This is a genomic window from Asticcacaulis currens, assembly GCF_028550395.1.
Classification (GTDB): domain Bacteria; phylum Pseudomonadota; class Alphaproteobacteria; order Caulobacterales; family Caulobacteraceae; genus Asticcacaulis; species Asticcacaulis currens.
Map to the genome: position 1 here is coordinate 75878 of NZ_JAQQKW010000008.1, position 22148 is coordinate 98025.

The following is a 22148-nucleotide window of genomic DNA, read 5'->3' on the forward strand; positions in this document are numbered from 1 at the left end:
CTTACGCCGTTCTGAAGCGTTTGCCAATCGGCTTGTGATTGTTGAGCTTCAGAACGCCGTTCACAGACGTGGCCAGAATCCATACGGTGGCCATGAAAGTCAGCAGAGCCGAAATCACATAGCCCGAAGAGACGCCGAGTATGGTCGAAACCGGGATGCTGGAAATATCGAGGTCGCTGAGATCGAGGTCGATTCGTCGCCAGTCGGAGATGTCGTATTGCGACCAGATGAGATTGGCCAGCGTCCAGGTCAGCACCACAGTACAGATGACCGCGATAAAGGTCGCCATGCCCCAGAGTGCAAAAACCGCCCAGAAGTGTTTGATCTGATAGCGAAAATGCGTCTGAATATAGGAGGTGCAGTTGTTCTTGCGCAGATAGGCCAGCGCCGCACCGATCAGGGCTGTGATGCCCAGTGAAAACGGGCTGACGAACAACAGGCCATAGACGACATAGGCCAGATTGCGCTCATCTTCCTCGCAGGCGACGCTGCCGGAGGGGCCGCTAAAGGCAGTATCGGCGACGGCTTTGGACGGCGAAGCATTCATGACCGGACCTTTGCTGGCTGTATTTAACAGAGCTCAAGAACGCCTATATTTGCAAAAAATTCATTATAATGCAAACACAGTTCGATTGTGCGGGTATGCGGGCGAAAAACAGGTGCGTCATTATGCGCCAGCCTCTTGTGCAGATTTGATGCGCCACGGGTCTGAACCTATGGCATATTGACACTGGTCACAGGCGGTACAACCCACTATACCGGCTATGGTCAAACAGGGCGTTGAGACCCTGACAACAACCCACCGAGGGCCCCGTTTCTCGTGCGGAAACAGGGTTAAGATAAGTACATGGATTACACCGCCGCATTCGAGGCCGCCATTGACGCCGTCCGCAAGGAGGGCCGTTACCGCGTTTTTGCCAATCTGAAGCGTCATCGCGGCGCCTTCCCGCGTGCCACCTGGCAGCGCGAGGACGGGAGCGAGCGCGACGTCACGGTCTGGTGTTCCAATGACTATCTGGGGCAGGGGCAGAACCCCGTGGTGATCGACGCCATGCAACGCGCCATTGACGAAGCCGGTTCGGGCTCCGGCGGCACGCGCAATATCTCCGGCACGACCTGGTATCATAACGAACTTGAGGCCGAACTGGCCGATCTGCACCATAAGGAGGCCGCTCTGGTCTTCTCGTCGGGCTATGTCGCCAACGAGGCGACCCTGACGACCCTCTACAAAATTTTGCCGGGTCTGATCATCTTTTCGGATGCGCTGAACCACGCCTCGATGATTGCGGGTATCCGCAATGGCGGCGGGGCGCGTCACGTCTTCCGTCACAACGATCTGGCGCACCTCGAAGAACTGCTGGCGGCCGCGCCGGTCAATGCTCCGAAGCTCATCGCCTTTGAGTCGGTCTATTCGATGGATGGCGATATTGCCGACATCGCCGGCACCATCGCGCTGGCCAAGAAATACAATGCCCTGACCTATATTGACGAAGTGCACGCCGTGGGCCTCTACGGGGAGCGCGGGGCCGGTGTGGCCGAACGCGACGGCGTGATGGATCAGATCGACATTATCGAAGGCACGCTCGGTAAGGCCTTTGGCATGATGGGTGGCTATATTGCCGGTAAGGCCGCCATGTGCGACGCTATCCGCCTGTGGGCCTCGGGCTTCATCTTCACCACCTCGCTGCCCCCGGCGGTGATGGCGGGTGCGGCGGCCAGTGTGCGCTGGCTGAAAGCGCACAATGAGCGCCGCATCGCCCATCAGGAACGCGCTCAGACCTTGATGCGTCGGTTCCGTGAACTGGGTATCCCGGTCCTGCCGTCGGTCAGCCATATCGTGCCAGTGCTGGTCGGCAATCCGGTACATTGCAAGATGATTTCGGACATGCTGCTCAATGATTTCAATATCTATGTGCAGCCGATCAACTACCCGACCGTGCCAAAGGGCACCGAGCGCCTGCGTTTCACGCCGTCACCGGACCATGACGACGATATGATGGATGAGCTGGTCAAGGCGATGGACAAGCTGTGGAGCCACTGCAACGTGGCCCGTATGCCGGCGGTGGCCTGACAAGGGTATGACCTTTCGCCTGTCGCATATCATCTATTTCACGGATAATATGGACGGCATGACCGTCTTCTATCGGGATGTTCTGGGGCTGCCTGTGGTGAAGGATGAAGACGGCTGGCGCGAACTGGATGCCGGCGCCTGTCGCATCGCCCTTCACGCCGGGGCCAAGGGCGAACCCAACGGCCATACGCCCAAGATCGCTTTTCACGTGGATGATGTAGTGGCGCTGCGCGAGTCGCTGATCACGCAGGGTGTGCCCATGGGCAAGCTGTGGGTGACGCCGGAGATCACCTTCTGTCAGGGGGCCGATCCCGACGGCAATGCCTTCAATATTTCGAGCCGCTGAGGGCTAAGGCTAAGACTTGCCGAAAGCGGCAATTGGACGTACCCTTTCTGTATGAACGCTCTGTCCAAAATTGCGATCTCTGATCTGACGGTAGAGGAGCGCCTCGAACTGATCGAGGCGTTGTGGGATAGTCTTGAGGAAAAGGATGTCCCTGTTCCGGCGTGGCATATGGCCGAGCTTGAGCGACGGATGCAGACCTTCGAGCAGGACAAGGCCCGCTCCGTAAGTTGGGACGTGATCCGGGCCGAGCTTGAGCGCGACCTGTAGTGGCCGAATATCTTTTTGAGTTCACACCCGTTGCCCGGCGTGAGGTCATGGAGGCGTCAAGATGGTACGCATCGAAAAATCCGCAGCTTGGTCGCCGTTTCAACCAGCAGGTAACCGACGTACTGGCAAACATCTGTCGCTCTCCCTTCAGAAATGCAGAAGTGCAGTCCGGGCTTAGACGCGCCCGGCTGGCTGATTTTCCTTATCAACTGTATTACAGGCTGGAGGATCGTACTCTGTATGTAGTGGCGGTGCTGCATACACGCCGCAACCCTAGCCTTTGGAAGAAAAGGGGCTAACCCATGTCCGAATTTCTCCTCGAACTTCAGCGCAACGGCGCCTATCTGAAGGTCACGGCGGTCGATCCGGTGTCGGGCGAAGAGGTCTCAACCCTGGGGCCCGCCACGGACCCGGAGGCGGTCAAGCGGCTGGCCGTGCAGAAGCTGAAAAACCGCCTCGAAGCGCTTAAGCCGCCACCGCTGAACGGCGGGCGCGGCGGCATTATCTGCTAAACCTCAAGACCAGACGTTTTCGCTTGGATTCATTGTCTCAAAGGTTTAACAGACGCGCAATTTCGGACGATGCGCTATATATAGTGCCGACCTTCCTCCAGACGACAGGATAAAGCTCGTGAACGCTCCCGCTTCCTTCATCCCGCAAGGCTATTTCAACAGCGACCTGGCCCATGCCGACCCGGCCGTTCTGGCGGCGATCAAGGGCGAGCTGACCCGTCAGCAGGACCAGATCGAGCTGATCGCTTCGGAAAACATCGTCTCGAAGGCCGTGCTGGAGGCGCAGGGTTCGGTCCTGACCAACAAATACGCCGAAGGCTATCCGGGCCGCCGCTACTATGGCGGTTGTGAATATGCCGACGAAGTTGAAAAGCTGGCCATTGAGCGCGCCAAGCAACTGTTCAACTGCGCCTTTGCCAATGTGCAGCCGCATTCGGGGGCCAATGCCAATCAGGCGGTCTTCTTCTCGCTGCTGCAACCGGGTGATACCTATATGGGCATGGATCTGGCCTGTGGCGGTCACCTGACGCACGGTTCGCCTGCCAACCAGTCGGGCAAGTGGTTCAAGGTCGTCCCCTACGGCGTGCGCGAGGACAACCACCTGATCGACTATGATCAGGTCGAAGCGCTGGCCAAGGAACATCAGCCCAAGCTGATCATCGCCGGGGCCTCCAACTACAGCCGTCACATCGACTTTGCCCGCTTCCGTCAGATCGCCGACAGCGTCGGGGCCTATTTGTTTGTCGATATGGCCCACTATGCCGGTCTGGTCGCGGGCGGCGTCTATCCGGACCCGCTGCCGCACGCCCACGTCGTCACCACCACCACGCACAAGACCCTGCGCGGTCCGCGCGGCGGCCTGATCCTCTCCAACGATGAAGCGCTGGGCAAGAAGATCAATTCGGCGGTCTTCCCCGGCCTTCAGGGCGGCCCGCTGATGCACGTCATAGCGGCCAAGGCCGTGGCCTTTGGTGAGGCGCTGCAACCGGAATTCAAGGCCTATGCGGCGCAGGTCGTGGCCAATGCCCGGGTGCTGGCCGAAACCCTGATGGCGCGTGGTCTGGGGGTCGTTTCCGGCGGCACCGACAGCCACGTCATGTCGGTCGATCTGCGCCCCAAGGGCCAGACCGGCAAGGCGACCGAGCACGCGCTGGAAGAGGCCTTCATCACCTGTAACAAGAACGGTATCCCGTTCGACCCGCAGCCCTTCACCATCACCTCCGGCGTGCGTCTGGGCACCCCGGCGGGTACGACCCGCGGCTTCCGCGAGGAAGAGTTCCGCCTGATCGGCAACCTGATTGCTGATGTGGTCGATGGCATGGCCTCTAACTCCGGCGCGCCGGATGAGGCCGTGACGGCGAAGGTGCGCGCGCAGGTCAAGACCCTGACCCAGCGCTTCCCGATCTACGCGTAGTTATTTTTGTCGCGCAATTCATCCGAAACCGGTGTCCACGTTTCGGATTGCGCTTGGAGCCCTGAATGCGCTGCCCCTTCTGCGGAAACCCGGAAACCCAGGTCAAGGACTCCCGTCCCTCCGAGGATGGGGCAGCCATTCGCCGTCGCCGCTCATGCAGCGAATGTGGCGGGCGCTTTACCACCTTTGAACGGGTGCAGTTGCGCGAACTGCTTATCGTCAAGCGCTCGGGCCGCCGCACGCCGTTCGACCGCGAAAAGCTGGAACGCTCGATTTCGCTTGCAACGCGCAAGCGTCAAATTGACCCGGAGCGTATCGACCGCATGGTGTCGGGCATTGTGCGTCAGCTCGAAAGCCTGGGCGAAACCGAAATCGGGTCAGAAGTGGTCGGCGAACTGATCATGAAGGCCCTGCGCTCGCTCGATTCCGTGGCCTATGTGCGCTATGCCTCGGTCTATCGGGATTTTCAGGAAACCTCTGATTTCGCGAAGTTTCTGGGGGCCGAAGGCTTTGACAGCGACGGTATGGATGCCCCGCTCACGCCCGCCCCGGCCGGCAATCCCGAACCGACCGACCCGTCGCCTATCCGTCAGGGTCTGGGCGAACAGGACCTGTCCGCCACAGACGATGCGTGAAACCGGGGCATTATGATCCGTCCGTTCGTCACGCTCAAACTGGCCACCACCCTCGACGGGCGCATCGCCACCCACACGGGCGAAAGCCGCTGGATCACCGGTGAGCCTGCCCGCCGTGCCGTGCACGAACTGCGGGCCTCGCACGATGCTGTGCTGGTCGGTATCGAAACTGTTTTAAAAGATGATCCCGAACTGACTGTGCGTTTGCAGGGCTATGAGGGCTATCAGCCGGCGCGCGTCGTTCTGGATTCGCGCGGGCGCATCCCATTGCATTCCAAGCTGGTGCAGACGGCGCGCGTCATCCCGACCTATGTGGTGACGACGCACGACCTTAATCCGGAACTGGTCTCGCTGGGCGTGCGAGCGTTAAAAGTCGCTTCACGGCATCAGCGCGTGGACCTGATCGCGGCGCTGGAAGCACTCAATGAGGCCGGGATCGACCGCCTGTTTGTCGAAGGTGGCGGGCAAATCGCCACGGCCTTTGTCAAGCTGGGGGCGGTGGACCGACTGGAATGGTTCCGCGCGCCCACTATATTGGGCGGTGACGGTCGCGCTGTGATCGGGTTTCTCGACATTGCGGACATCAACCGGGTGATCCGTTTCACCCGCGTGGGCGTTCAAGCGGTAGGCGACGATTTATGGGAAAGCTACGAGCTGGAGTAGCGCCGTCTCCGTTTGACGCAGAGACGGCAAGTAAGGACGCAGTATGTTTACAGGCATCATCACCGATATAGGCACCCTGACCGCCATTGACCGCCACGAGGGCGGGGCCCGATTTGAGGTGCAGACCGCCTATGACCTTTCAACCGTCGATATCGGGGCCTCGATCGCCCATTCCGGCTGCTGTCTGACCGTGGTGGAAAAGCGCGGTGACCGTTACACGCTCGACCTGTCGAACGAAACTCTGGCCGTTACCACGCTCGATCACTGGCGTGTGGGCGACCGCGTCAACCTTGAGCGGGCGCTGAAGGTCGGCGACGAGCTGGGCGGGCATATCGTATCGGGTCACGTCGATGGGGTAGGGGAGCTGATCACGCTGACCGAAGACGGTGACGCCTACCGCCTGAAGGTGCGGGTGCCGCGCCCGCTGCATCGTTACATCGCGCATAAGGGCTCGATTGCGCTGGATGGCATTTCGCTGACCGTCAACGAGGTCGAGGACGATGTGTTCGGCGTGGCCATCATCCCGCACACCTGGACGCATACCACTCTGTCCGACCGCAAGGTGGGCGACAAGTTAAACCTTGAGATCGACCTGATGGCACGCTATGCCGCGCGCTGGCGCGAAACGATCTAAACTCGCGCCCCCTGTTCCTGCGCTCCTGTGAGGGAGCGTACTCGTAAGAGACATCCATGACCTTCAACCGTATCGCCACCGACCTCAATCCGGTCAGCTCCGAAAGCCCCATCTCGACCATCGAGGATATTCTGGAGGACGCCCGCAATGGCCGCCCCTACATCCTCGTCGATGCCGAGGACCGCGAAAACGAGGGCGACATCTGCATCCCGGCCCAGATGGCGACGCCGGACGTGGTTAACTTCATGGCGCGCTTCGGGCGCGGCCTGATTTGTCTGGCCATTACGGGGGAGCGTTCGCGTCAGTTGCGCCTGCCGCCGATGGCCGCTGAAAACGGCGCGCGCAACGGCACGGCCTTCACGGTCGCCATCGAGGCCAAGGACGGCATCACCACCGGCATTTCGGCGCACGACCGCGCCCGTACCATCGCCGTGGCCATCGACCAGACCAAGGGCTATGACGATATCGTCAGCCCCGGCCACGTCTTCCCGCTGGTGGCGCGTGATGGCGGCGTGCTGGTGCGCGCCGGTCATACCGAGGCCGTGGTCGATATTTCGCGCATGGCGGGCCTTTACCCGGCGGGCGTCATCTGTGAGGTGATGAACGACGACGGGACGATGGCGCGCCTGCCCGACCTCATCAAATTCGCCCAGACACACGGCTTGAAGATCGGCACCATTGCCGACCTGATCGCCTATCGCCGCCGCACCGAGCGCTTCGTCGATCGCGTGCTGGAAAAGCCGTTCGAGAGCCAGTGGGGCGGTCAGTTTCGCCTGTTTGTCTATCGTAACCGCCTCGATCAGGGCGAACATATCGCATTGGTCAAGCATCAGCCGGTACCCAACAAGGCGACCCTGGTGCGGATGCACCAGCTCGATGTCGCCGCCGACGTGCTGGGGGCCTCGGACGGTCGTGCCGGTCTGGTCGAACAGGCGATGACGGCGCTGGCGGCCTATGACGGCCCGGCGGTAATGGTCATGCTGCGCGACCTCGACCCCAAGGTGATTTCCAACCGCTTTGCCGCCGATGACACCGAAACGCCTCAGCCGCGCGGCCTGCGCGACTATGGCGTCGGCGCGCAAATCCTCCTCGATCTGGGGGTGCGTGACATGATCGCCCTGTCGGATTCCAAGCCGAAACCCGCCGCGCTGGAAGGCTACGGGCTTCAGATCATCGACTGGAAGCCGCTCAGCTAAACGCATCCTGTCGTCAGATTTGGCTTTTTATGTTCTCGATAAGCCAGTAAGTACGGACTGAACCTGTCCTCAAGGATTGAACTCTTGACCATTGATACCCCCCTGCGCATCCTCATCGTCGAAAGCCGTTTTTATGAGGATATTTCCGATGAGCTTCTGGCCGGTGCCAAGGCGGCGCTGGAAGCCTATGGCGCGGAATATGATGTGATCACCGTGCCGGGGGCATTTGAGGTGCCGGGCGCTATCGCCATGGCCGAAGACGCCTCTCAGGGGCCCGCCGGGCGCAAATATGACGGCTATGTCGCGCTGGGCTGCGTCATCCGTGGTGAGACGACCCACTACGATTATGTGTGCGAAGAATCGGCGCGCGGTCTGATGGACCTGACTCTGAAACAGCTTCTGTGCATCGGCTACGGCATCCTGACCGTCGAGGACGAGGATCAGGCCTGGGCCCGCGCCCGCCGATCGGAAGGCGACAAGGGCGGCACGGTCGCCAAGGTGGCGCTCGACATGATTGCCCTGAAGAAGGCCCTGCGCGGAGGCAACCATGGTTGATCCGCTGAGCCTGAAATCGGTCATCGAGCAACTGAACGCCAATGAGGCCGCCGAGTCCGGGCGTCTGTCGCTGAAGGAAAAGCGCGCCCGCACTGTGGCGCGTCTGGTGCTGGTGCAGGCCCTCTATCAGATGGAAATTGCCGGGACGGGCGTTGAGTCGGTCATCCGCGAATTTGCCGACTTCCGCTTTGATGGCCACATCGAAGGCGAGGGCGGCGAGGAACAGCGTCTGGGCACGGCCGATGAGGCCTTTTTCGCCGACGGTCTGCGCACCATCGTCAAGGCTCAGGCCGAAATCGACGTACTGATCGCTGAGCGGCTGGCCTCCAACTGGCGTCTCGACCGCATCGACACCACGCTGCGCGCCATTCTGCGCGCCGGGGCGTGGGAGCTGAAATTCCGCCCCGATGTCGCCGTCGAGGTGGTGATCAACGAATATGTCGAGATCGCCAAGGCCTTCTTCGGCAATGAAGAGGCGCGTTTCGTCAACGGCGCTCTGGACGGCATCGCCAAGGACGCAAGGTAATCCTCCCATGACCGGCGACAACAGCGAATTCAGCGTCATCGACCGGTTGTTCAAGCCCTTGGCCGGACTGACTGCCGAGGCGCGCGGCCTGATCGACGATGTGGCCGTTCTGGGCGCGCGCGAAGGCTATGACCTTGTGGTCACCACGGATGCCATGGTCGAAGGGGTCCACTTCCTTTCGACCGATCCGCTCGATCAGGTGGCGCGCAAGCTGTTGCGGGTCAATATTTCCGACCTGGTGGCTAAGGGGGCCGACCCCTATGGCTATCAACTCCTGACCGCCTGGCCCAAGGGCATGGCCTATGAGGGCAAGGCGGCCTTTGCGGCGGGTTTGCGCCTCGATCAGGATGAATTTGATTTCGACCTGTTCGGCGGGGATACGGTTTCGACCGAAGGTCCGCTGTTGCTCAGCATTACCGCCTTTGGTCATGCCCCCGTGGGCCGCGCCCTGTCGCGCGCCGGCGCGCGGGCGGGGGATCATGTGCTGGTCGGCGGCTTTATCGGCGACGCCCATCTGGGCCTGCGCGTGCTGCGCGGGGAGTTCGACGAACTGTCTGAGGCGCATAAGGCGCATCTGGTGCAGGCCTATCGCCTGCCACAACCGCGCGACGATCTGGCTGAGGTGGTGCTCGATCACGCTCATGCCTCGATGGATGTCTCGGATGGCCTGATCGCCGACGCCCTGCATATGGCCAGAGCCTCTGAGGTGGCGCTTGTGATCGACCTCGACCGCGTACCGACCTCAGCGGCTGCCCGCGCCGCCATCGCGCAGGGGGCCGATGTGACCGATCTGATCACCGGCGGCGACGATTACCAGATCCTGTGCACGGCCGATGCCGCCGGGGCTGAGGCTTTGAAGGCCGCCGGTTTCTATGAGATCGGCCATTGCGAAGCCGGAACCGGCGAGGTCTCGGTCATCAGCGGCGGCAAGGTCATCGAGATCGAGGACAAGGGCTGGGTCCACGTCTGAGGCAGGAAAAAGTCTCATCAGGTGCACCGCATGTGTGCCGCGCTTTGTTAGAAAACCATCTTCACAAAAGCGTTTCTGAGGGCGTTCCTCATGAAACCGGCCCCCTAAACGGCTTCTAAACCGTTTTCGCCTAAATTCAGGCCATGACCCAGACCCGACGCCTTTTGCTCAGCCTGTTGCTCTGCGCCCTTGCCGCGCCCGCTTTTGCTTCCGAAGGGGGCGAGAAGAAGGAGGGGGGGGAGCCCTATGTCAAGCTGGCCCCCGTCGCCCTGCCGGTGACCGACAACGGCCGGCTGATCAACTATCTGTTTGTGACCCTGCGCATAAACCTGACGCCCAAGGCCGACGTCAACGCCCTGCGACTCAAGGAACCCTATTTCCGCGATGCGCTTATCCGTGCGGCGCACAAGCAAAGTTTCGCGCTGCCGAACAAACGCGACAAGCTGGATGAGGCGCGTTTCAAACAGGTGATGATCCCGGAATTCACCAAGATCGCCGGCGCGGGCAATATCGCCGCCTTGGAAATACTGGCTCAGAACCCCAAGAAGTCGATGAACTGACGGTGTGTCGCCACCGCGAATCCGTTAAGTGTTCACGGGTTCGTGAAAGCCGATTACCGGTTGCGGCGCAATAAAATCTGCGACATTTTGCGTTGATTACTTTCGTAATTACCTAACTTGCACCTGTCTGAAAGTTGCGGCACTCTCCTGACCTTGCGGGGAGGGTATGGACGTGCCTTCCCGGCGCGCACGTCACCCGGCGTGCCACAACAAAGAACGACAGGGGTTTGGTATGACGTCATGGATAGGGCTGGTCATAGCGGCTGGCGTGTTAGGATTGGTGTACGGGGTCGTTCAGACCCTCAGTCTGCTTAAAAAACCACAGGGCAATGCCCGGATGCAGGAAATCGCTGCGGCGATTCAGGAAGGGGCGGGGGCCTATCTCAAGCGGCAATATACGACCATCGCCCTTGTCGGCATCGTCATTTTTATCGCGGCCTTTCTGGTGCTCGGCCCCTATGCGGCGGCGGGTTTCCTGATCGGCGCGGTCCTGTCCGGGGCGGCGGGCTTTGCCGGGATGCTGATTTCGGTGCGCGCCAATGTGCGTACTGCCGAAGCCGCCTCGCACAGCCTGCAACAGGGGCTGAACCTCGCCTTCGGAGCCGGTGCGGTCACCGGCCTGTTCGTCGCGTCGGGGGCGCTTCTGGGGGTCGCGGGCTATTATTTCATCCTGACCGATGTGCTGGGCCTTGAGGCAACCAGCCGTCCGGTAATTGACGCCCTTGTGGCCTTGGGCTTCGGCGCGTCGCTGATCTCGATTTTCGCGCGTCTGGGCGGCGGTATCTTCACCAAGGGCGCGGATGTCGGCGGCGACATGGTGGGCAAGGTCGAGGCGGGCATCCCCGAAGACGACCCGCGCAACCCGGCCACCATTGCCGACAATGTGGGCGACAATGTCGGCGACTGCGCCGGTATGGCGGCGGACCTGTTTGAAACCTATGCGGTGACGACGGTCGCCACCATGGTGCTGGGGGCGATCTTTTTTGCGGGCACGGCTCTGGTCGGGCCGATGATGCTGTTGCCGCTGGTGATCTGCGGCGCGTGCATTATCACCTCTATCATCGGCACCTTCTTTGTCCGTCTGGGCAAGGACAACCACATCATGAATGCCCTGTATAAGGGCCTGATCGTTACCGGCGTCCTGTCCATCGGCGCGCTGGCGGCGGTGATTGAACTGGTGATCGGCTTCGATACGCCCATCACCTATGCCGGCGCGCCGACGGGCTTTACCGGCCTGACCCTGTTCTGGTGCGGCCTGATCGGGCTGGCGGTTACGGCGGGCTTCATTGTCGTCACCGAATACTATACCGGCACGGGCAAGCGGCCCGTGGTGTCGATCGCCCAGGCCTCGGTCACCGGGCACGGCACCAATGTCATTCAGGGGCTGGCCGTTTCGATGGAAGCCACGGCCATTCCGGCCCTGATTATCGTCGGCGGCATCGTTGGCTGTTACCTGCTGGCCGGGCTCTATGGCATTGCGATCGCCACCACCACCATGCTGGCCCTCGCCGGGATGATCGTGGCGCTCGATGCCTTCGGGCCGGTCACCGACAATGCGGGGGGGATCGCCGAAATGGCGGGCCTCGACAAGGCGGTGCGCCATACCACCGACGCGCTGGACGCCGTGGGCAATACCACCAAGGCCGTCACCAAGGGCTATGCCATCGGTTCGGCGGGTCTGGGGGCGCTGGTACTGTTTGCCGCCTATACGTCGGACCTCAAATATTTCGCCGCCAATGCAGCGCCGGGCTCCTTCTTCGAGGGGCTGGGGGAGTTGACCTTCTCCCTGTCCTCGCCGTGGGTGGTGGTCGGCCTGCTGATCGGCGGCCTTTTGCCCTATCTCTTTGGCGGCATGGGCATGACGGCGGTCGGCAAGGCGGCGCAGGCCGTGGTCGAAGAGGTGCGGCGTCAGTTCCGCGAAGATTCCGGCATCATGGCCGGGACGTCAAAGCCCAACTATGGCCGTGCTGTGGATATGCTGACCAAGGCGGCCATCCGCGAAATGGTCGTGCCGTCTCTGCTGCCCGTCCTGTCGCCGCTGGCCCTCTTCGGGATCGTCTATGCCATAGGCGGCGCGGTTCCGGCGTTTGAGGCGCTGGGGGCCATGCTGCTGGGCGTGATCGTCACCGGCTTGTTCGTCGCCATTTCGATGACCTCGGGCGGCGGGGCCTGGGACAATGCCAAAAAGTCGTTTGAGGATGGCTTTGTCGATAAGGACGGCGTGCGTCACCTTAAGGGCTCTGAGGCGCACAAAGCCTCGGTAACCGGCGATACGGTGGGCGATCCGTATAAGGACACGGCCGGTCCGGCGGTCAATCCGATGATCAAGATCACCAATATCGTCGCGCTGCTGCTGCTGGCTGTGCTGGCGCATATAGCCTGATCACTGGGGGCGGCGTTCGCGTGAGCGCCGCTCTCGACACAGATGGTCGCGGATAGGTTCGCATCCGTAACGCGATTGCGGGATTTTCGACTTTTTGAGAACCACAGATTACACAGATTTCACAGATTGGCGCTCCGCGCCGTGGAGCCTCTGGAAGCGGTCGCAGCCATTTGAAACGCATAATCTGCGAAATCTGTGTAATCTGTGGTTTCCCTAAAGGGGCCGCCCCACATCCCGTCTATCTGTGGAGAAACAAAAACCCCTCCGGAACGGTCTCCGGAGGGGTTTTTCAGGTTCATACCAGGAGAAGACTATTCGCGGCGGCGCTGGCCGCCCGGATTGGTGTCTTCTTCGTTGGTGAGGGTCTGGCGACCGACATTGCCGAGGATCTGCTCCAGCGCCGTCAGTTCGCGGCCGCGTGTTGGCGTCTTGTTGGGGTTCAGCGCGATCTGGCGGCTGTCGGCCAGCGACAGGGTCTTCACGGTCTTGACCGCCTGCGTCTCCTTGTCGAATTCGACAATGGTGACGCTGCGCGAGGTCAGGGTCGCGGGCTTATAGGTCATTTTCGAAGTCGTCTGCGTGATATAGTACCACACGCCGGGGTCGAAGGTCGCGACCTGAGACGGGGAGCCGAACTTGGTACGCACGCTGGTCTGCGTATCCTCACCGACCTTGATGTCGGTGGCGGGATTGGCTTCGATGGCGAGATAGCCCTGACGCGAAACGCTGGGGGCGCAGGCGCCAAGCGTGGAAGCGGCGGCGGCAACGGCGGCGAGGGCCAGAAGGGTGGACGGCTTGATCATCAGGTTCCGTTCGGGTTTGACCTTGGGTGCCAGACTGTTTAGTGCAATCTTGGGGCCGAATGAAGGCCATAAATATTCCGGCTTGGCAAGAACGCAAACGGAGACTGGGACGTAAATGCTCGACAAATTCCTCAGCTCGCTCGGCGAAAGTCTGGGTCTGAAAAAGCCCAGCCCGACGCGCGTAGCCGGCGAAGCCCTCTATGCGGCGGCTGTGGCGCAGTCGCGTCAGGTCGTTTTCTATACCGATTATGGCGTGAAGGATGAAATCGGCGCGCGTTTCGAGCTTCTGGTGCTGCATGTCGTCCTGCTGATCAACCGCCTGAAATCGGACGACGAACACTATCGCGAAACCTCTCAGGCCCTGTTCGATTCGCTGTTGCTGGCGCTGGACGACACGCTGCGCGAACAGGGGGTGGGCGACCTGACCGTGCCGAAAAAGATGAAGAAGCTCAGCCAGCAGGTCTATACGCGGCTGGTGCGCTGGAACGAAATCTGGGAGGAGGCGGGGGCAGAGGGCGCGACCGCCGCGCAGGCCGATTACCTGCTGCGCACCGTCTATGCCACGGATGAGGCCCAAGACCCGCAGGCCCCTCTGTGGGCGACGGGCCTGAGCGCCTATATGGATGAGGTCCGCACGCAGGTGCGTGCAGACAGATTGCTGGCCGGTGAGGTAAACTGGCCGGAAGTAATGCGTTTAAATACCAAGGAGAACTGAGCCATGACCGAAGCCGATGCCCCGCTGTGGACGCACACTGTGCGCTTTGACGAGGCCTTTCGCGGGCTCGATCTGACCCTGACGGCCGATGAGGCACGCCGCACGCTGATCGCCGAAAACTTCGGCATGATCGAACTGCACGACCTGACGGCAAAGATCACGACCAGAGGCCGCAAGTCGCCAGGCAGCGACGAGGTAATCGTTGATGTCGATCTGAGCGGTGAGGTGACGCAGGAATGCGGCGTGACGCTCGATCCCTTCCGTCACCCGATCGCGGCGCGCATCGACGTCGTGGTGGTGGCGCAGGCCCGCAAAAACAAGACCGACGACGAAGAGACGGAGCTGAGCGTCGAAGACCTCGACGTGCCCGACGTGGCCGTCAATGGTCAGGTTGATGTCGGTCAGTACATCATCGAAGCGCTGGGTGAAGCCTATGATCCTTTTGCGCGCAAGCCCGGTGCCGTGCTCGAGGAACCGGATCAGCCCGAGGAGCCGTCGCCCTTTGCCGTTCTGTCGCGCCTGAAGGGCGATGACGCCTGAACGGGCGAACTGAAAAAGCATCTTGATAAGTTCGGCGGGGGCGTTATCGTCCGCCGCCTCGGGGACTCGCTTTATTTCCACCTTCCGGCCGTGCGCCAGAGGGTCTATAAGGGCGACCCTGGCATCTCTGTGAGGTCTTAGAGCGTCCCTTGTCTTCCCCTGATCCTATTTCGCCGTCCGAAACGCCAGTGGGAGGCATAGGCGTCGCCCCTGAGGGCACGGTTGTCATCGCAATCGATGCCATGGGCGGCGATCATGGCCCCCGCGTGACTGTGCCGGGTACGGCAGAAGCGTTGAAGCGCGACGGTTCGGGCCGGTTGCGCTTTCTGCTCCACGGCGACGAGGCGCTGATTGCGCCCGAACTGGCCAAATGCCCGGAACTGAAGGCCGTCGCCACCATCGTCCACACCGATCAGTCGGTGGCGATGGACGAAAAGCCGACTCAGGCCCTGCGGCGCAAGAGCACCAGCCTGTTTATGGCCATTTCCTCGGTCAAGAGCGGTGCAGCCCACGCGGTCGTTTCGGCCGGCAATACCGGCGCGCTGATGGCGCTGTCGAAAATGATCCTGAAGATGATCACTGAGGACCTTGAGCGTCCGCCGATCGCCTGTTCATGGCCGAACGCCAAGGGCGGCATGGGCACCGTGCTCGATGTCGGGGCCAATGTGACCTCCGACGCCAATCAGCTGATCGAATTCGCCGTCATGGGCACGGCCTTCCATCGCGCCGTGCGCGGCAAGGAGAAACCCACGGTCGGCCTCCTCAATGTCGGCTCCGAAGACGTCAAAGGCCATGAAGAGGTGCGTGAGGCGCACCGTCTCCTGCGCGAAGGCGTGGACGGCATCACTTACTACGGGTTCGTCGAAGGCGACGATATTGGCAAGGGCACGGTGGACGTCGTCGTCACCGATGGCTTTACGGGCAATATCGCGCTGAAAACCGCCGAAGGCACCGCCAAGTTCGTCAAAAACCTGTTCAAGGACGCGCTGACCTCCTCGCTGCTGTCCAAACTGGGGGCGCTCCTCGCCGCGCCGGCGCTCAGGGCCATGGCCAGGACGGTCGATCCCGGTGCGGCCAATGGCGGCCCGCTTCTGGGGCTCAACGGTATTGTGGTCAAAAGCCACGGCGGGGCCGAGGCCTGGGCCTATTCCAATGCCGTAAGCGTCGCCATTTCCCTGGCCGCCAGCACCTATGCGACGGACATCCGCAAGGCACTGGCCCACGTTCGCAAGGCGCATGTCGCATCGCCCGAAACGCCGCAACCCCCGCAAATGGCGGATGAAAAGGTATCCTGAGCATGAGCGTAACACGTACGGCGGTAACCGGCGTCGGCGGTTATCTGCCTGAGACGATCCTCTCCAACGCGGATTTCACGCGCATGGTGGATACCACGGATGAATGGATCGTGGCGCGCACCGGTATTCGCAAACGTCACAAGGCGGCCGGTACCCAACTGACCAGCGATCTGGCCGTCGAGGCGGCGAAGATCGCGCTTGAAGCCGCCGGGCGCACGATTGAGGATATCGACCTCATCATCGTCGCCACCACCACGCCGGACATGACCTTTCCGTCCACCGCCTCCATAGTTCAGGCCAAGCTGGGCGTGCCGGGCGGGGCGGCCTTCGACGTGCAGGCGGTCTGTTCGGGCTTTGTCTATGCCCTGAGCGTGGCCGACGGGTTTGTCGCCCGTGGCCTGTCGAAGTGCGCGCTGGTCATCGGGGCTGAGGTGATGAGCCGCATCCTTGACTATACGGACCGTTCGACCTGCATCCTGTTTGGTGACGGGGCCGGGGCCGTGGTGCTGGAACCCGCGGAAGGGCAGGGTACGGCACAGGATACGGGTATCCTCAGCTTTGACCTGCAATGCGACGGCTCCAAGACGGACCTGCTTTATGTCGATGGCGGGGTCTTCGATTCGGGCCAGCACGTCGGCAAGATCCGCATGCAGGGCAATCAGGTGTTCAAACACGCTGTACAGAAGATCTCCGAAGCCGCCGAATCGGCCATCCACAAGGCCGGGCTGGACCATCAGGCCGTGGACTGGTTCATCCCGCATCAGGCCAATCAGCGCATCCTCGACGGCGTGGCCGACCGACTGGGCCTGGATCGCGGGAAGGTCATCTCGACCGTGGCCGAACACGCCAATACCTCGGCAGCTTCTATTCCGCTGGCCTGGTATGCCGGGATACAGGACGGACGGGTCAAAAAGGGCGATCTGGTGCTGATTGAGGCGCTGGGCGGCGGCCTGACCTGGGCGGCGGCGGCGATCCGCCTGTAAGGCCTGCCGGATATTGAGATGAAAATCTCATTTATTTGATGACAAGCCGCGTCCAACCCTTTGACGTGAACGGGAAAATGCGTATGGTTCCCTCTGATGGATCATTCCGGAGGGGATTTGATATGAAAGCCACGACCCTGACCCGCGCCGAACTGTTCGAAGCGGTGCACAATGAGCTGGGCCTGCCGCGTCAGGAATGCGCTGCTCTCGTCGAGCGCACCCTCGATCTGGTCATTGATTCGCTGGAAAAGGGCGAGACGGTCAAGCTGTCGGGCTTCGGCGTGTTTCAGGTCCGCGAAAAAAATGCGCGCGTGGGCCGTAACCCCAAGACCGGCAAGCCGGCGGCGATTGATCCGCGCAAGGTCATCTCTTTCCGCGCCTCGCAGATCATGAAGGCACGCGTCGATGCCGGCGTCGGCGAATAAGTCGTAAAATAAAAGGCCAGTACACGTGTCCAAGGGGCCTCTCGCCTTTCGTACCATTTCCGAAACCGCCGACGCGGTGGGCGTGCCCCAGCATGTGCTGCGGTTCTGGGAAACCAAGTTCACCTTTATCCGTCCCACCAAGCGCGCCGGGGGGCGTCGCTTCTACCGTCCGCAGGATATCGACCTGCTGATGGGGGTTAAGGTGCTGCTGCACGATCGCGGCTACACGATTCGCGGTGTGCAGAAGCTCTACAAGGACGAGGGGCAAAAGGCGCTGTTGTCGGCCGGGCAGGGCGGCAGCACGGCCTTTATACCGGCGGCGGATATTTACGCCGAGCCTGAGGATGCGCCGATGGAGGTCGTATCCGCGCCGCCCCTGCCGCGTAAGGCCATGGCGGACAGTGCCGAACCGGCCTTCGATTTTGAGGAAATGTCGGCCCTGCCGGTCGTTCGCGGCCTCAGCGAAGAGACGCGCACGCGGCTTCTGGCCATCGCGCAAAGTCTCGAAAACGCGCAGAAAACCATGCTGCGCAGCCTCAAGGGGCTCTGATCTGCTGCATGTGAGCGGTGGAAAACGTGTGTGGCCTATTGCAGGCCGCTTTATTCCTCTCTATAAGCCGCGTTCTCCTTACCAGGGGAGGCCTCTGCGAAGAGGTGTCGGAGCGTGGCGCAGCCTGGTAGCGCACTTGACTGGGGGTCAAGGGGTCGCAGGTTCGAATCCTGTCGCTCCGACCATTTAAAACAAAAAGACGGTCCCCTTGGGGGCCGTCTTTTTGTTTTAATGTCGCAGGATATGTATTTGAACCGTAGAAGGTTCGACGGCAAGTGATGATCAAGAGGCGAAGCCCTCTTGATCACACGCAGACGCGGCGGAGCGTAGCGGAGCCAATTCTGTCGCGGTTCACAGCATCACTTGGTATTTTAACTTTCCGATTTCTCGCCACTCTCCGCCGCTCTCCTCCGGTTTCTCCCCAACATACTGCATTTTTTTGACGGCAAAGGCTTGCGTGAGTTCCGGCGTTTCCGTATAGAGCGGCCTCCAGACGCAGGCGACCGGTTTCGGGCGTGTGCGTATCCCTTATTCAAAGGGATGCCTTCTTTGTCGGGGAGTGGCGCAGCCTGGTAGCGCACCTGCTTCGGGAGCAGGGGGTCGCAGGTTCGAATCCTGTCTCCCCGACCATCAAAAACAAAACAGACGGTCCCTTATGGGACCGTCTGTTTTGTTTTTGGGCCAAAGATATGCATTCGAACCGTGAGAGGTTCGACGGCAAGTGATGATCAAGAGGCGCAGCCCTCTTGATCACACGCAGACGCGGCGTAGCGTAGCGGAGCCACATCGACCCGAAAGGGCGATGGACGCCGAAGGCGCCCGAAGGGTAAGCCGCGTTAAAACGCGGCGCATCAATCCTGTCTCCTCCTACGCATTCCACTGAACGCTTTTACCATCGCTCACGGCGATGATGATAATATTCCCGTTCGCGACGCTCATAGCGATCATAGCGGTCGTACCGGTCATAGCGATCGCGGTAATAATAGCTGCGCGGGGCCGGATAATAGCGCGGTCCGTAATAGCGCTCCCGATAGACATAATAGCCATCATAGCGCGGCCGCGATTCGTAATAGACGACGCCATAGCCCGGCGGCGGGGGCGGGGGATCATAGTAGCCGCTGTCTTCATAGGAATAGTAGCGACTGTCGTAGCAATCGACCGAAGCATTGCCGAGCGCGCCGCCAACTACCGCGCCGACGGCAGCCCCGGCGACCGTATTGCCGCCGCGGTCATAGCGATGCGAGGACCCGTTGCCGATGGCGGCCCCGGCCAGAGCGCCGAGAACCGCCCCCGTGGCTGTGGAGTTGGATTTGCGCTGATAACAATAGCCGTCATAGCCTTGCGCTGCGGCAAACGAAGGGGCGGCCAGAACGAAAAGGCCGGTCCCGATCAGGGCCAGCGGCAGATGCCGTTGGAAAAAGGAGGGTTTCATAATGCCACCTGGGGATATATGTGCGTGGGATGACCCTATTGAGCGCCCGCCAAACTGAACGGCATCTGAATGGATTGCGGCGGAAATGCGCCGCATTTATAAGCGTCATTAGGTCAGGTCGCGGACGATACAAGATTTATTGCATCAGACCCCTTGATCCTTTTGCGCTCTTGAGGCATAAGGCGCGCCTTCCGACCGGAAGAACAACCGGTCAGCACATCATTCTACGCTTGAAAGGCTTGGGTAAAAGCTTATCGAGCCTCACTTGAAAAAGAGAGTCGGACATGGCCGTACCTAAGCGGAAAGTATCCCCCTCGCGGCGCAACATGCGTCGCTCGCACCACGCGCTCGGCGCCAACTCGTTTGTGGAAGACAAGGACACCGGCGAACTGCGCCGTCCGCACCACATCGACCTGAAGACCGGCATCTACAAGGGCCGTCAGGTGATCACGCCGAAAAAGGACTAACCGCCTTTATCGACCGAAGATATAAAGACGCGGCGCCCTCCGGTGCCGCGTTTTTGATTCCGAAAGTCTCTCATGCCCGCATACCCCTATCGACTGGTGATCTTCGACTTCGACGGCACGCTGGCCGATTCGTTTCCGTGGTTCCTTGAGGTGTTCGACCATCTGGCGGAACGCTTCGGCTTTGAGAACCCGGACCGCTCGTATCTGGACGAACTGCGCCGGCTGGGGCCGCGTGAGTTGCTGAAGCGCCTCAAGGTGCCGCTGCTCAAACTGCCGGCCATTGCCACCTATGCCCAGAAGCTTCAGAACCAGCAGATCGAGAAAATCGTGCTCTTCGACGGTATGGCCGACGTGATCCGCGATCTGAAAGCGCGCGGCGTGACCGTGGTGGTGGTGACCTCAAACGATGCCGACAACGTCCGCACTGTGCTGGGTGCTGAGCTGAGTGGACAGATTGATCACTTTTCGTGCGGCTCCTCCTTGTTCGGCAAGGCGGCCAAGTTCAAGGCGGTCCTCAAGGCTTTCAAGGCCCGCCCGGAAGAGGCCCTGTCCATCGGTGATGAACTGCGTGACATCGAAGCGGCGCGCAAGGTGGGCATGGCCGTGGGGGCCGTGACCTGGGGCTATGCCCACGAAGACAGCCTGCTGAGCGAAAAGCCGGATCACATCTTCGCAAAGCCCGCCGATATACTCAATATATGAGACCCATTCCCCGTGGCGGGCTTGTCAGGCCTGGGCGCGCTTGCTAAGCAACCCCTGTTTTTCAAACCCCTCAGGGAAGATTGCCATGTCCGCCATTATTGATATCGTCGCTCGCGAAATTCTCGACTCGCGCGGCAATCCGACCGTTGAGGTCGATGTCACCCTCGAAGACGGCTCTTTTGGCCGGGCCGCCGTGCCGTCGGGCGCCTCCACGGGTGCGCACGAAGCCGTCGAAAAGCGCGATGGCGACAAGAGCCGCTATCTGGGCAAGGGCGTGCGTCAGGCGGTGGACGCGGTCAATGGCGAAATCTATGAAGCCCTGAGCGGTCTCGACGCCCGCGATCAGCGCCACATCGACCAGATCCTGATCAATCTCGACGGCACAGAGAACAAGGGCCGCCTGGGGGCCAATGCCATTCTGGGCGTCTCGCTGGCCGTGGCCAAGGCGGCGGCGGCTTCGGTCAACCTGCCGCTCTATAAGTATGTCGGCGGCCTGTCGGCCCGTGTCCTGCCCGTGCCGCTGATGAACATTATCAATGGCGGCGCGCACGCCGACAACCCCATCGACATTCAGGAATTCATGATCGTTCCGGCCGGCGCTGAAACCTTCTCCGAAGCCCTGCGCATGGGCGCGGAAATCTTCCACAGCCTGAAATCGGCGCTCAAGGCCGCTGGCCACAACACCAATGTCGGTGACGAAGGCGGCTTTGCGCCGAACCTGTCCTCGGCCGAGGTGGCGCTGCAATTCATCGTCGATGCCGGTGCGGCAGCGGGCTACAAGGCCGGTGAGGACTTCTGGCTGGCGCTCGACGTGGCTTCGACCGAGTTCTTCAAGGACGAAAAGTATCATTTGGAAGGCGAGGGCAAGGTCCTGAGCCGCGAAGAGATGGTCGATTATCTCGAAAACCTCGCCGACAAGTTCCCGATCTGCTCGATCGAAGACGGTATGTCAGAAGACGATTTCGAAGGCTGGGCGCTGCTGACCGAGCGTCTGGGCGACCGTCTGCAACTGGTCGGCGACGACCTGTTCGTCACCAATCCGAACCGTCTGGAAACCGGCATTGTCGAAGGCCTCGCCAACTCGATCCTCGTCAAGGTGAACCAGATCGGCACCCTGTCGGAAACCATGGACGCCGTCGATATGGCCCACCGCTCGGGCTATACCTCGGTGATGTCGCACCGTTCGGGTGAAACCGAAGATTCGACCATTGCCGACCTGGCGGTGGCGCTGAACTGCGGTCAGATCAAGACGGGCTCTCTGGCGCGTTCGGACCGGCTGGCCAAGTACAACCAGCTCCTGCGCATCGAATCGATCCTCGACGACGAAGCCGTCTATGCCGGCCTTTCGGTGATCCGCAGCTAAAACCGGAACCGGCCTCTCACCGGCTGGGACGTTTTTTACAAAACTGCCAAAAAGAGCGGCGCAGGAAACCTGCGCCGCTCGCGTTTTATGATAAATTCTTTCAGTTGAAGTGACATGTTCGGTAACAGTTTGTTAAACCGA

At 61.0% G+C, this 22148-nt stretch carries 26 protein-coding genes, 2 tRNA genes and 1 pseudogene; 26 read left to right on the forward strand and 3 right to left on the reverse strand.

Features of this window, described 5'->3' with window-relative positions; translation table 11 throughout:
• Window position 1 precedes the first annotated feature (1 nt).
• Window positions 2-547: a hypothetical protein gene (locus tag PQU94_RS13700; RefSeq protein ID WP_272742007.1), complete on the reverse strand. Its 546-nt coding sequence runs from the start codon at window positions 545-547 to the stop codon at window positions 2-4.
• 300 nt (window positions 548-847) lie between these two features.
• Between PQU94_RS13700 and hemA the strand changes: the two genes are divergently transcribed.
• The 15 genes and pseudogenes from hemA (at window position 848) to PQU94_RS13770 (ending at window position 12732) form a co-directional block, all read left to right on the forward strand.
• Window positions 848-2071, forward strand: coding sequence for a 5-aminolevulinate synthase (gene hemA / locus PQU94_RS13705; RefSeq protein ID WP_272742008.1), 1224 nt, complete (start codon window positions 848-850; stop codon window positions 2069-2071).
• Window positions 2072-2078: 7 nt separating this feature from the next.
• Complete coding sequence (locus PQU94_RS13710) at window positions 2079-2417, forward strand: VOC family protein (protein WP_272742009.1); 339 nt, start codon at window positions 2079-2081, stop codon at window positions 2415-2417.
• A 51-nt stretch (window positions 2418-2468) separates the two neighbouring features.
• Window positions 2469-2684 carry an addiction module protein gene (locus PQU94_RS13715; RefSeq protein ID WP_013480407.1) on the forward strand — a complete coding sequence of 72 codons (216 nt, stop codon included), beginning with the start codon at window positions 2469-2471 and terminating at the stop codon, window positions 2682-2684.
• Window positions 2684-2983, forward strand: a complete 300-nt coding sequence (locus tag PQU94_RS18250; protein WP_368407080.1) for a type II toxin-antitoxin system RelE/ParE family toxin — start codon at window positions 2684-2686, stop codon at window positions 2981-2983. Before PQU94_RS13715 ends, PQU94_RS18250 begins: the two co-directional genes overlap by 1 nt.
• 3 nt (window positions 2984-2986) lie before the next feature.
• Window positions 2987-3196 (forward strand): DUF6898 family protein, encoded by a 210-nt coding sequence (locus tag PQU94_RS13720; RefSeq protein WP_272742010.1) that lies wholly within the window; start codon window positions 2987-2989, stop codon window positions 3194-3196.
• A gap of 118 nt (window positions 3197-3314) precedes the next feature.
• The gene (glyA, locus tag PQU94_RS13725; RefSeq protein WP_272742011.1) at window positions 3315-4610 is read left to right on the forward strand and encodes a serine hydroxymethyltransferase; all 1296 of its coding nucleotides are present in this window, start codon (window positions 3315-3317) and stop codon (window positions 4608-4610) included.
• A gap of 65 nt (window positions 4611-4675) precedes the next feature.
• Window positions 4676-5149, forward strand: a pseudogene (nrdR, locus tag PQU94_RS13730) (transcriptional regulator NrdR); the annotation flags it as partial.
• Between the two features lie 108 nt (window positions 5150-5257).
• Window positions 5258-5908: a RibD family protein gene (locus tag PQU94_RS13735; protein WP_272742012.1), complete on the forward strand. Its 651-nt coding sequence runs from the start codon at window positions 5258-5260 to the stop codon at window positions 5906-5908.
• Between the two features lie 43 nt (window positions 5909-5951).
• Window positions 5952-6542 carry a riboflavin synthase gene (locus tag PQU94_RS13740; protein WP_272742013.1) on the forward strand — a complete coding sequence of 197 codons (591 nt, stop codon included), beginning with the start codon at window positions 5952-5954 and terminating at the stop codon, window positions 6540-6542.
• Between the two features lie 56 nt (window positions 6543-6598).
• Window positions 6599-7738 carry a 3,4-dihydroxy-2-butanone-4-phosphate synthase gene (ribB, locus tag PQU94_RS13745; RefSeq protein WP_272742014.1) on the forward strand — a complete coding sequence of 380 codons (1140 nt, stop codon included), beginning with the start codon at window positions 6599-6601 and terminating at the stop codon, window positions 7736-7738.
• A gap of 84 nt (window positions 7739-7822) precedes the next feature.
• Entirely contained in the window at window positions 7823-8293 is a 471-nt protein-coding gene (locus tag PQU94_RS13750; protein WP_013480399.1) for a 6,7-dimethyl-8-ribityllumazine synthase, read from the forward strand.
• On the forward strand, window positions 8286-8819 hold the full coding sequence (gene nusB / locus PQU94_RS13755) for a transcription antitermination factor NusB (RefSeq protein ID WP_126423818.1): 534 nt from the start codon (window positions 8286-8288) through the stop codon (window positions 8817-8819). Before PQU94_RS13750 ends, nusB begins: the two co-directional genes overlap by 8 nt.
• A 7-nt stretch (window positions 8820-8826) precedes the next feature.
• On the forward strand, window positions 8827-9789 hold the full coding sequence (gene thiL / locus PQU94_RS13760) for a thiamine-phosphate kinase (protein ID WP_272742015.1): 963 nt from the start codon (window positions 8827-8829) through the stop codon (window positions 9787-9789).
• A 143-nt stretch (window positions 9790-9932) separates the two neighbouring features.
• Window positions 9933-10349: a hypothetical protein gene (locus tag PQU94_RS13765; protein WP_272742016.1), complete on the forward strand. Its 417-nt coding sequence runs from the start codon at window positions 9933-9935 to the stop codon at window positions 10347-10349.
• Window positions 10350-10581: 232 nt separating this feature from the next.
• The gene (locus PQU94_RS13770) at window positions 10582-12732 is read left to right on the forward strand and encodes a sodium-translocating pyrophosphatase (RefSeq protein ID WP_272742017.1); all 2151 of its coding nucleotides are present in this window, start codon (window positions 10582-10584) and stop codon (window positions 12730-12732) included.
• Window positions 12733-13043: 311 nt separating this feature from the next.
• Here PQU94_RS13770 and PQU94_RS13775 read toward each other — a convergent pair whose 3' ends face one another.
• The gene (locus tag PQU94_RS13775) at window positions 13044-13535 is read right to left on the reverse strand and encodes an outer membrane protein assembly factor BamE (RefSeq protein ID WP_272742018.1); all 492 of its coding nucleotides are present in this window, start codon (window positions 13533-13535) and stop codon (window positions 13044-13046) included.
• A gap of 115 nt (window positions 13536-13650) precedes the next feature.
• Between PQU94_RS13775 and PQU94_RS13780 the strand changes: the two genes are divergently transcribed.
• The 8 genes from PQU94_RS13780 to PQU94_RS13815 all read left to right on the forward strand — a co-directional run bounded on the left by PQU94_RS13780 (window position 13651) and on the right by PQU94_RS13815 (window position 18673).
• Window positions 13651-14250, forward strand: a complete 600-nt coding sequence (locus tag PQU94_RS13780; protein ID WP_272742019.1) for a ubiquinol-cytochrome C chaperone family protein — start codon at window positions 13651-13653, stop codon at window positions 14248-14250.
• Window positions 14251-14253: 3 nt separating this feature from the next.
• On the forward strand, window positions 14254-14790 hold the full coding sequence (locus PQU94_RS13785) for a YceD family protein (RefSeq protein WP_272742020.1): 537 nt from the start codon (window positions 14254-14256) through the stop codon (window positions 14788-14790).
• A 149-nt stretch (window positions 14791-14939) separates the two neighbouring features.
• Complete coding sequence (gene plsX, locus PQU94_RS13790; protein WP_303651470.1) at window positions 14940-16085, forward strand: phosphate acyltransferase PlsX; 1146 nt, start codon at window positions 14940-14942, stop codon at window positions 16083-16085.
• Between the two features lie 2 nt (window positions 16086-16087).
• Window positions 16088-17068 carry a beta-ketoacyl-ACP synthase III gene (locus PQU94_RS13795; RefSeq protein ID WP_272742021.1) on the forward strand — a complete coding sequence of 327 codons (981 nt, stop codon included), beginning with the start codon at window positions 16088-16090 and terminating at the stop codon, window positions 17066-17068.
• Between the two features lie 122 nt (window positions 17069-17190).
• Window positions 17191-17493: an integration host factor subunit alpha gene (locus PQU94_RS13800; protein ID WP_126423809.1), complete on the forward strand. Its 303-nt coding sequence runs from the start codon at window positions 17191-17193 to the stop codon at window positions 17491-17493.
• A gap of 25 nt (window positions 17494-17518) precedes the next feature.
• The gene (locus PQU94_RS18255; protein ID WP_368407081.1) at window positions 17519-18043 is read left to right on the forward strand and encodes a MerR family transcriptional regulator; all 525 of its coding nucleotides are present in this window, start codon (window positions 17519-17521) and stop codon (window positions 18041-18043) included.
• A 108-nt stretch (window positions 18044-18151) separates the two neighbouring features.
• A tRNA-Pro gene (locus PQU94_RS13810) sits at window positions 18152-18228 on the forward strand.
• 368 nt (window positions 18229-18596) lie between these two features.
• Window positions 18597-18673, forward strand: a tRNA-Pro gene (locus PQU94_RS13815).
• 259 nt (window positions 18674-18932) lie between these two features.
• Here PQU94_RS13815 and PQU94_RS13820 read toward each other — a convergent pair.
• Complete coding sequence (locus PQU94_RS13820; RefSeq protein WP_272742022.1) at window positions 18933-19475, reverse strand: YMGG-like glycine zipper-containing protein; 543 nt, start codon at window positions 19473-19475, stop codon at window positions 18933-18935.
• Between the two features lie 284 nt (window positions 19476-19759).
• Between PQU94_RS13820 and rpmF the strand changes: the two genes are divergently transcribed.
• The 3 genes from rpmF (at window position 19760) to eno (ending at window position 22007) form a co-directional block, all read left to right on the forward strand.
• A complete protein-coding gene (gene rpmF, locus PQU94_RS13825) occupies window positions 19760-19942 on the forward strand; it encodes a 50S ribosomal protein L32 (RefSeq protein ID WP_013480386.1) in 183 nt (60 codons plus the stop codon).
• A gap of 72 nt (window positions 19943-20014) precedes the next feature.
• Window positions 20015-20644 carry an HAD-IA family hydrolase gene (locus PQU94_RS13830; RefSeq protein ID WP_272742023.1) on the forward strand — a complete coding sequence of 210 codons (630 nt, stop codon included), beginning with the start codon at window positions 20015-20017 and terminating at the stop codon, window positions 20642-20644.
• 85 nt (window positions 20645-20729) lie between these two features.
• Entirely contained in the window at window positions 20730-22007 is a 1278-nt protein-coding gene (gene eno, locus PQU94_RS13835) for a phosphopyruvate hydratase (protein ID WP_272742024.1), read from the forward strand.
• Window positions 22008-22148 lie beyond the last annotated feature (141 nt).

What these genes read in the sequence shown, in the direction of transcription:
- PQU94_RS13765 (WP_272742016.1), top strand. Translation starts at nt 9,933, where the DNA reads ATGACCCAGACCCGACGCCTTTTGCTCAGCCTGTTGCTCTGCGCCCTT.
- PQU94_RS13715 (WP_013480407.1), top strand. Translation starts at nt 2,469, where the DNA reads ATGAACGCTCTGTCCAAAATTGCGATCTCTGATCTGACGGTAGAGGAG.
- thiL (WP_272742015.1), top strand. Translation starts at nt 8,827, where the DNA reads ATGACCGGCGACAACAGCGAATTCAGCGTCATCGACCGGTTGTTCAAG.
- PQU94_RS13720 (WP_272742010.1), top strand. Translation starts at nt 2,987, where the DNA reads ATGTCCGAATTTCTCCTCGAACTTCAGCGCAACGGCGCCTATCTGAAG.
- PQU94_RS13735 (WP_272742012.1), top strand. Translation starts at nt 5,258, where the DNA reads ATGATCCGTCCGTTCGTCACGCTCAAACTGGCCACCACCCTCGACGGG.
- PQU94_RS13795 (WP_272742021.1), top strand. Translation starts at nt 16,088, where the DNA reads ATGAGCGTAACACGTACGGCGGTAACCGGCGTCGGCGGTTATCTGCCT.
- eno (WP_272742024.1), top strand. Translation starts at nt 20,730, where the DNA reads ATGTCCGCCATTATTGATATCGTCGCTCGCGAAATTCTCGACTCGCGC.
- PQU94_RS13770 (WP_272742017.1), top strand. Translation starts at nt 10,582, where the DNA reads ATGACGTCATGGATAGGGCTGGTCATAGCGGCTGGCGTGTTAGGATTG.
- PQU94_RS13830 (WP_272742023.1), top strand. Translation starts at nt 20,015, where the DNA reads ATGCCCGCATACCCCTATCGACTGGTGATCTTCGACTTCGACGGCACG.
- PQU94_RS13820 (WP_272742022.1), bottom strand. Translation starts at nt 19,475, where the DNA reads ATGAAACCCTCCTTTTTCCAACGGCATCTGCCGCTGGCCCTGATCGGG.
- PQU94_RS13710 (WP_272742009.1), top strand. Translation starts at nt 2,079, where the DNA reads ATGACCTTTCGCCTGTCGCATATCATCTATTTCACGGATAATATGGAC.
- PQU94_RS13780 (WP_272742019.1), top strand. Translation starts at nt 13,651, where the DNA reads ATGCTCGACAAATTCCTCAGCTCGCTCGGCGAAAGTCTGGGTCTGAAA.
- PQU94_RS13740 (WP_272742013.1), top strand. Translation starts at nt 5,952, where the DNA reads ATGTTTACAGGCATCATCACCGATATAGGCACCCTGACCGCCATTGAC.
- PQU94_RS13785 (WP_272742020.1), top strand. Translation starts at nt 14,254, where the DNA reads ATGACCGAAGCCGATGCCCCGCTGTGGACGCACACTGTGCGCTTTGAC.
- PQU94_RS13800 (WP_126423809.1), top strand. Translation starts at nt 17,191, where the DNA reads ATGAAAGCCACGACCCTGACCCGCGCCGAACTGTTCGAAGCGGTGCAC.
- hemA (WP_272742008.1), top strand. Translation starts at nt 848, where the DNA reads ATGGATTACACCGCCGCATTCGAGGCCGCCATTGACGCCGTCCGCAAG.
- rpmF (WP_013480386.1), top strand. Translation starts at nt 19,760, where the DNA reads ATGGCCGTACCTAAGCGGAAAGTATCCCCCTCGCGGCGCAACATGCGT.
- ribB (WP_272742014.1), top strand. Translation starts at nt 6,599, where the DNA reads ATGACCTTCAACCGTATCGCCACCGACCTCAATCCGGTCAGCTCCGAA.
- PQU94_RS13775 (WP_272742018.1), bottom strand. Translation starts at nt 13,535, where the DNA reads ATGATCAAGCCGTCCACCCTTCTGGCCCTCGCCGCCGTTGCCGCCGCC.
- nusB (WP_126423818.1), top strand. Translation starts at nt 8,286, where the DNA reads ATGGTTGATCCGCTGAGCCTGAAATCGGTCATCGAGCAACTGAACGCC.
- PQU94_RS13700 (WP_272742007.1), bottom strand. Translation starts at nt 547, where the DNA reads ATGAATGCTTCGCCGTCCAAAGCCGTCGCCGATACTGCCTTTAGCGGC.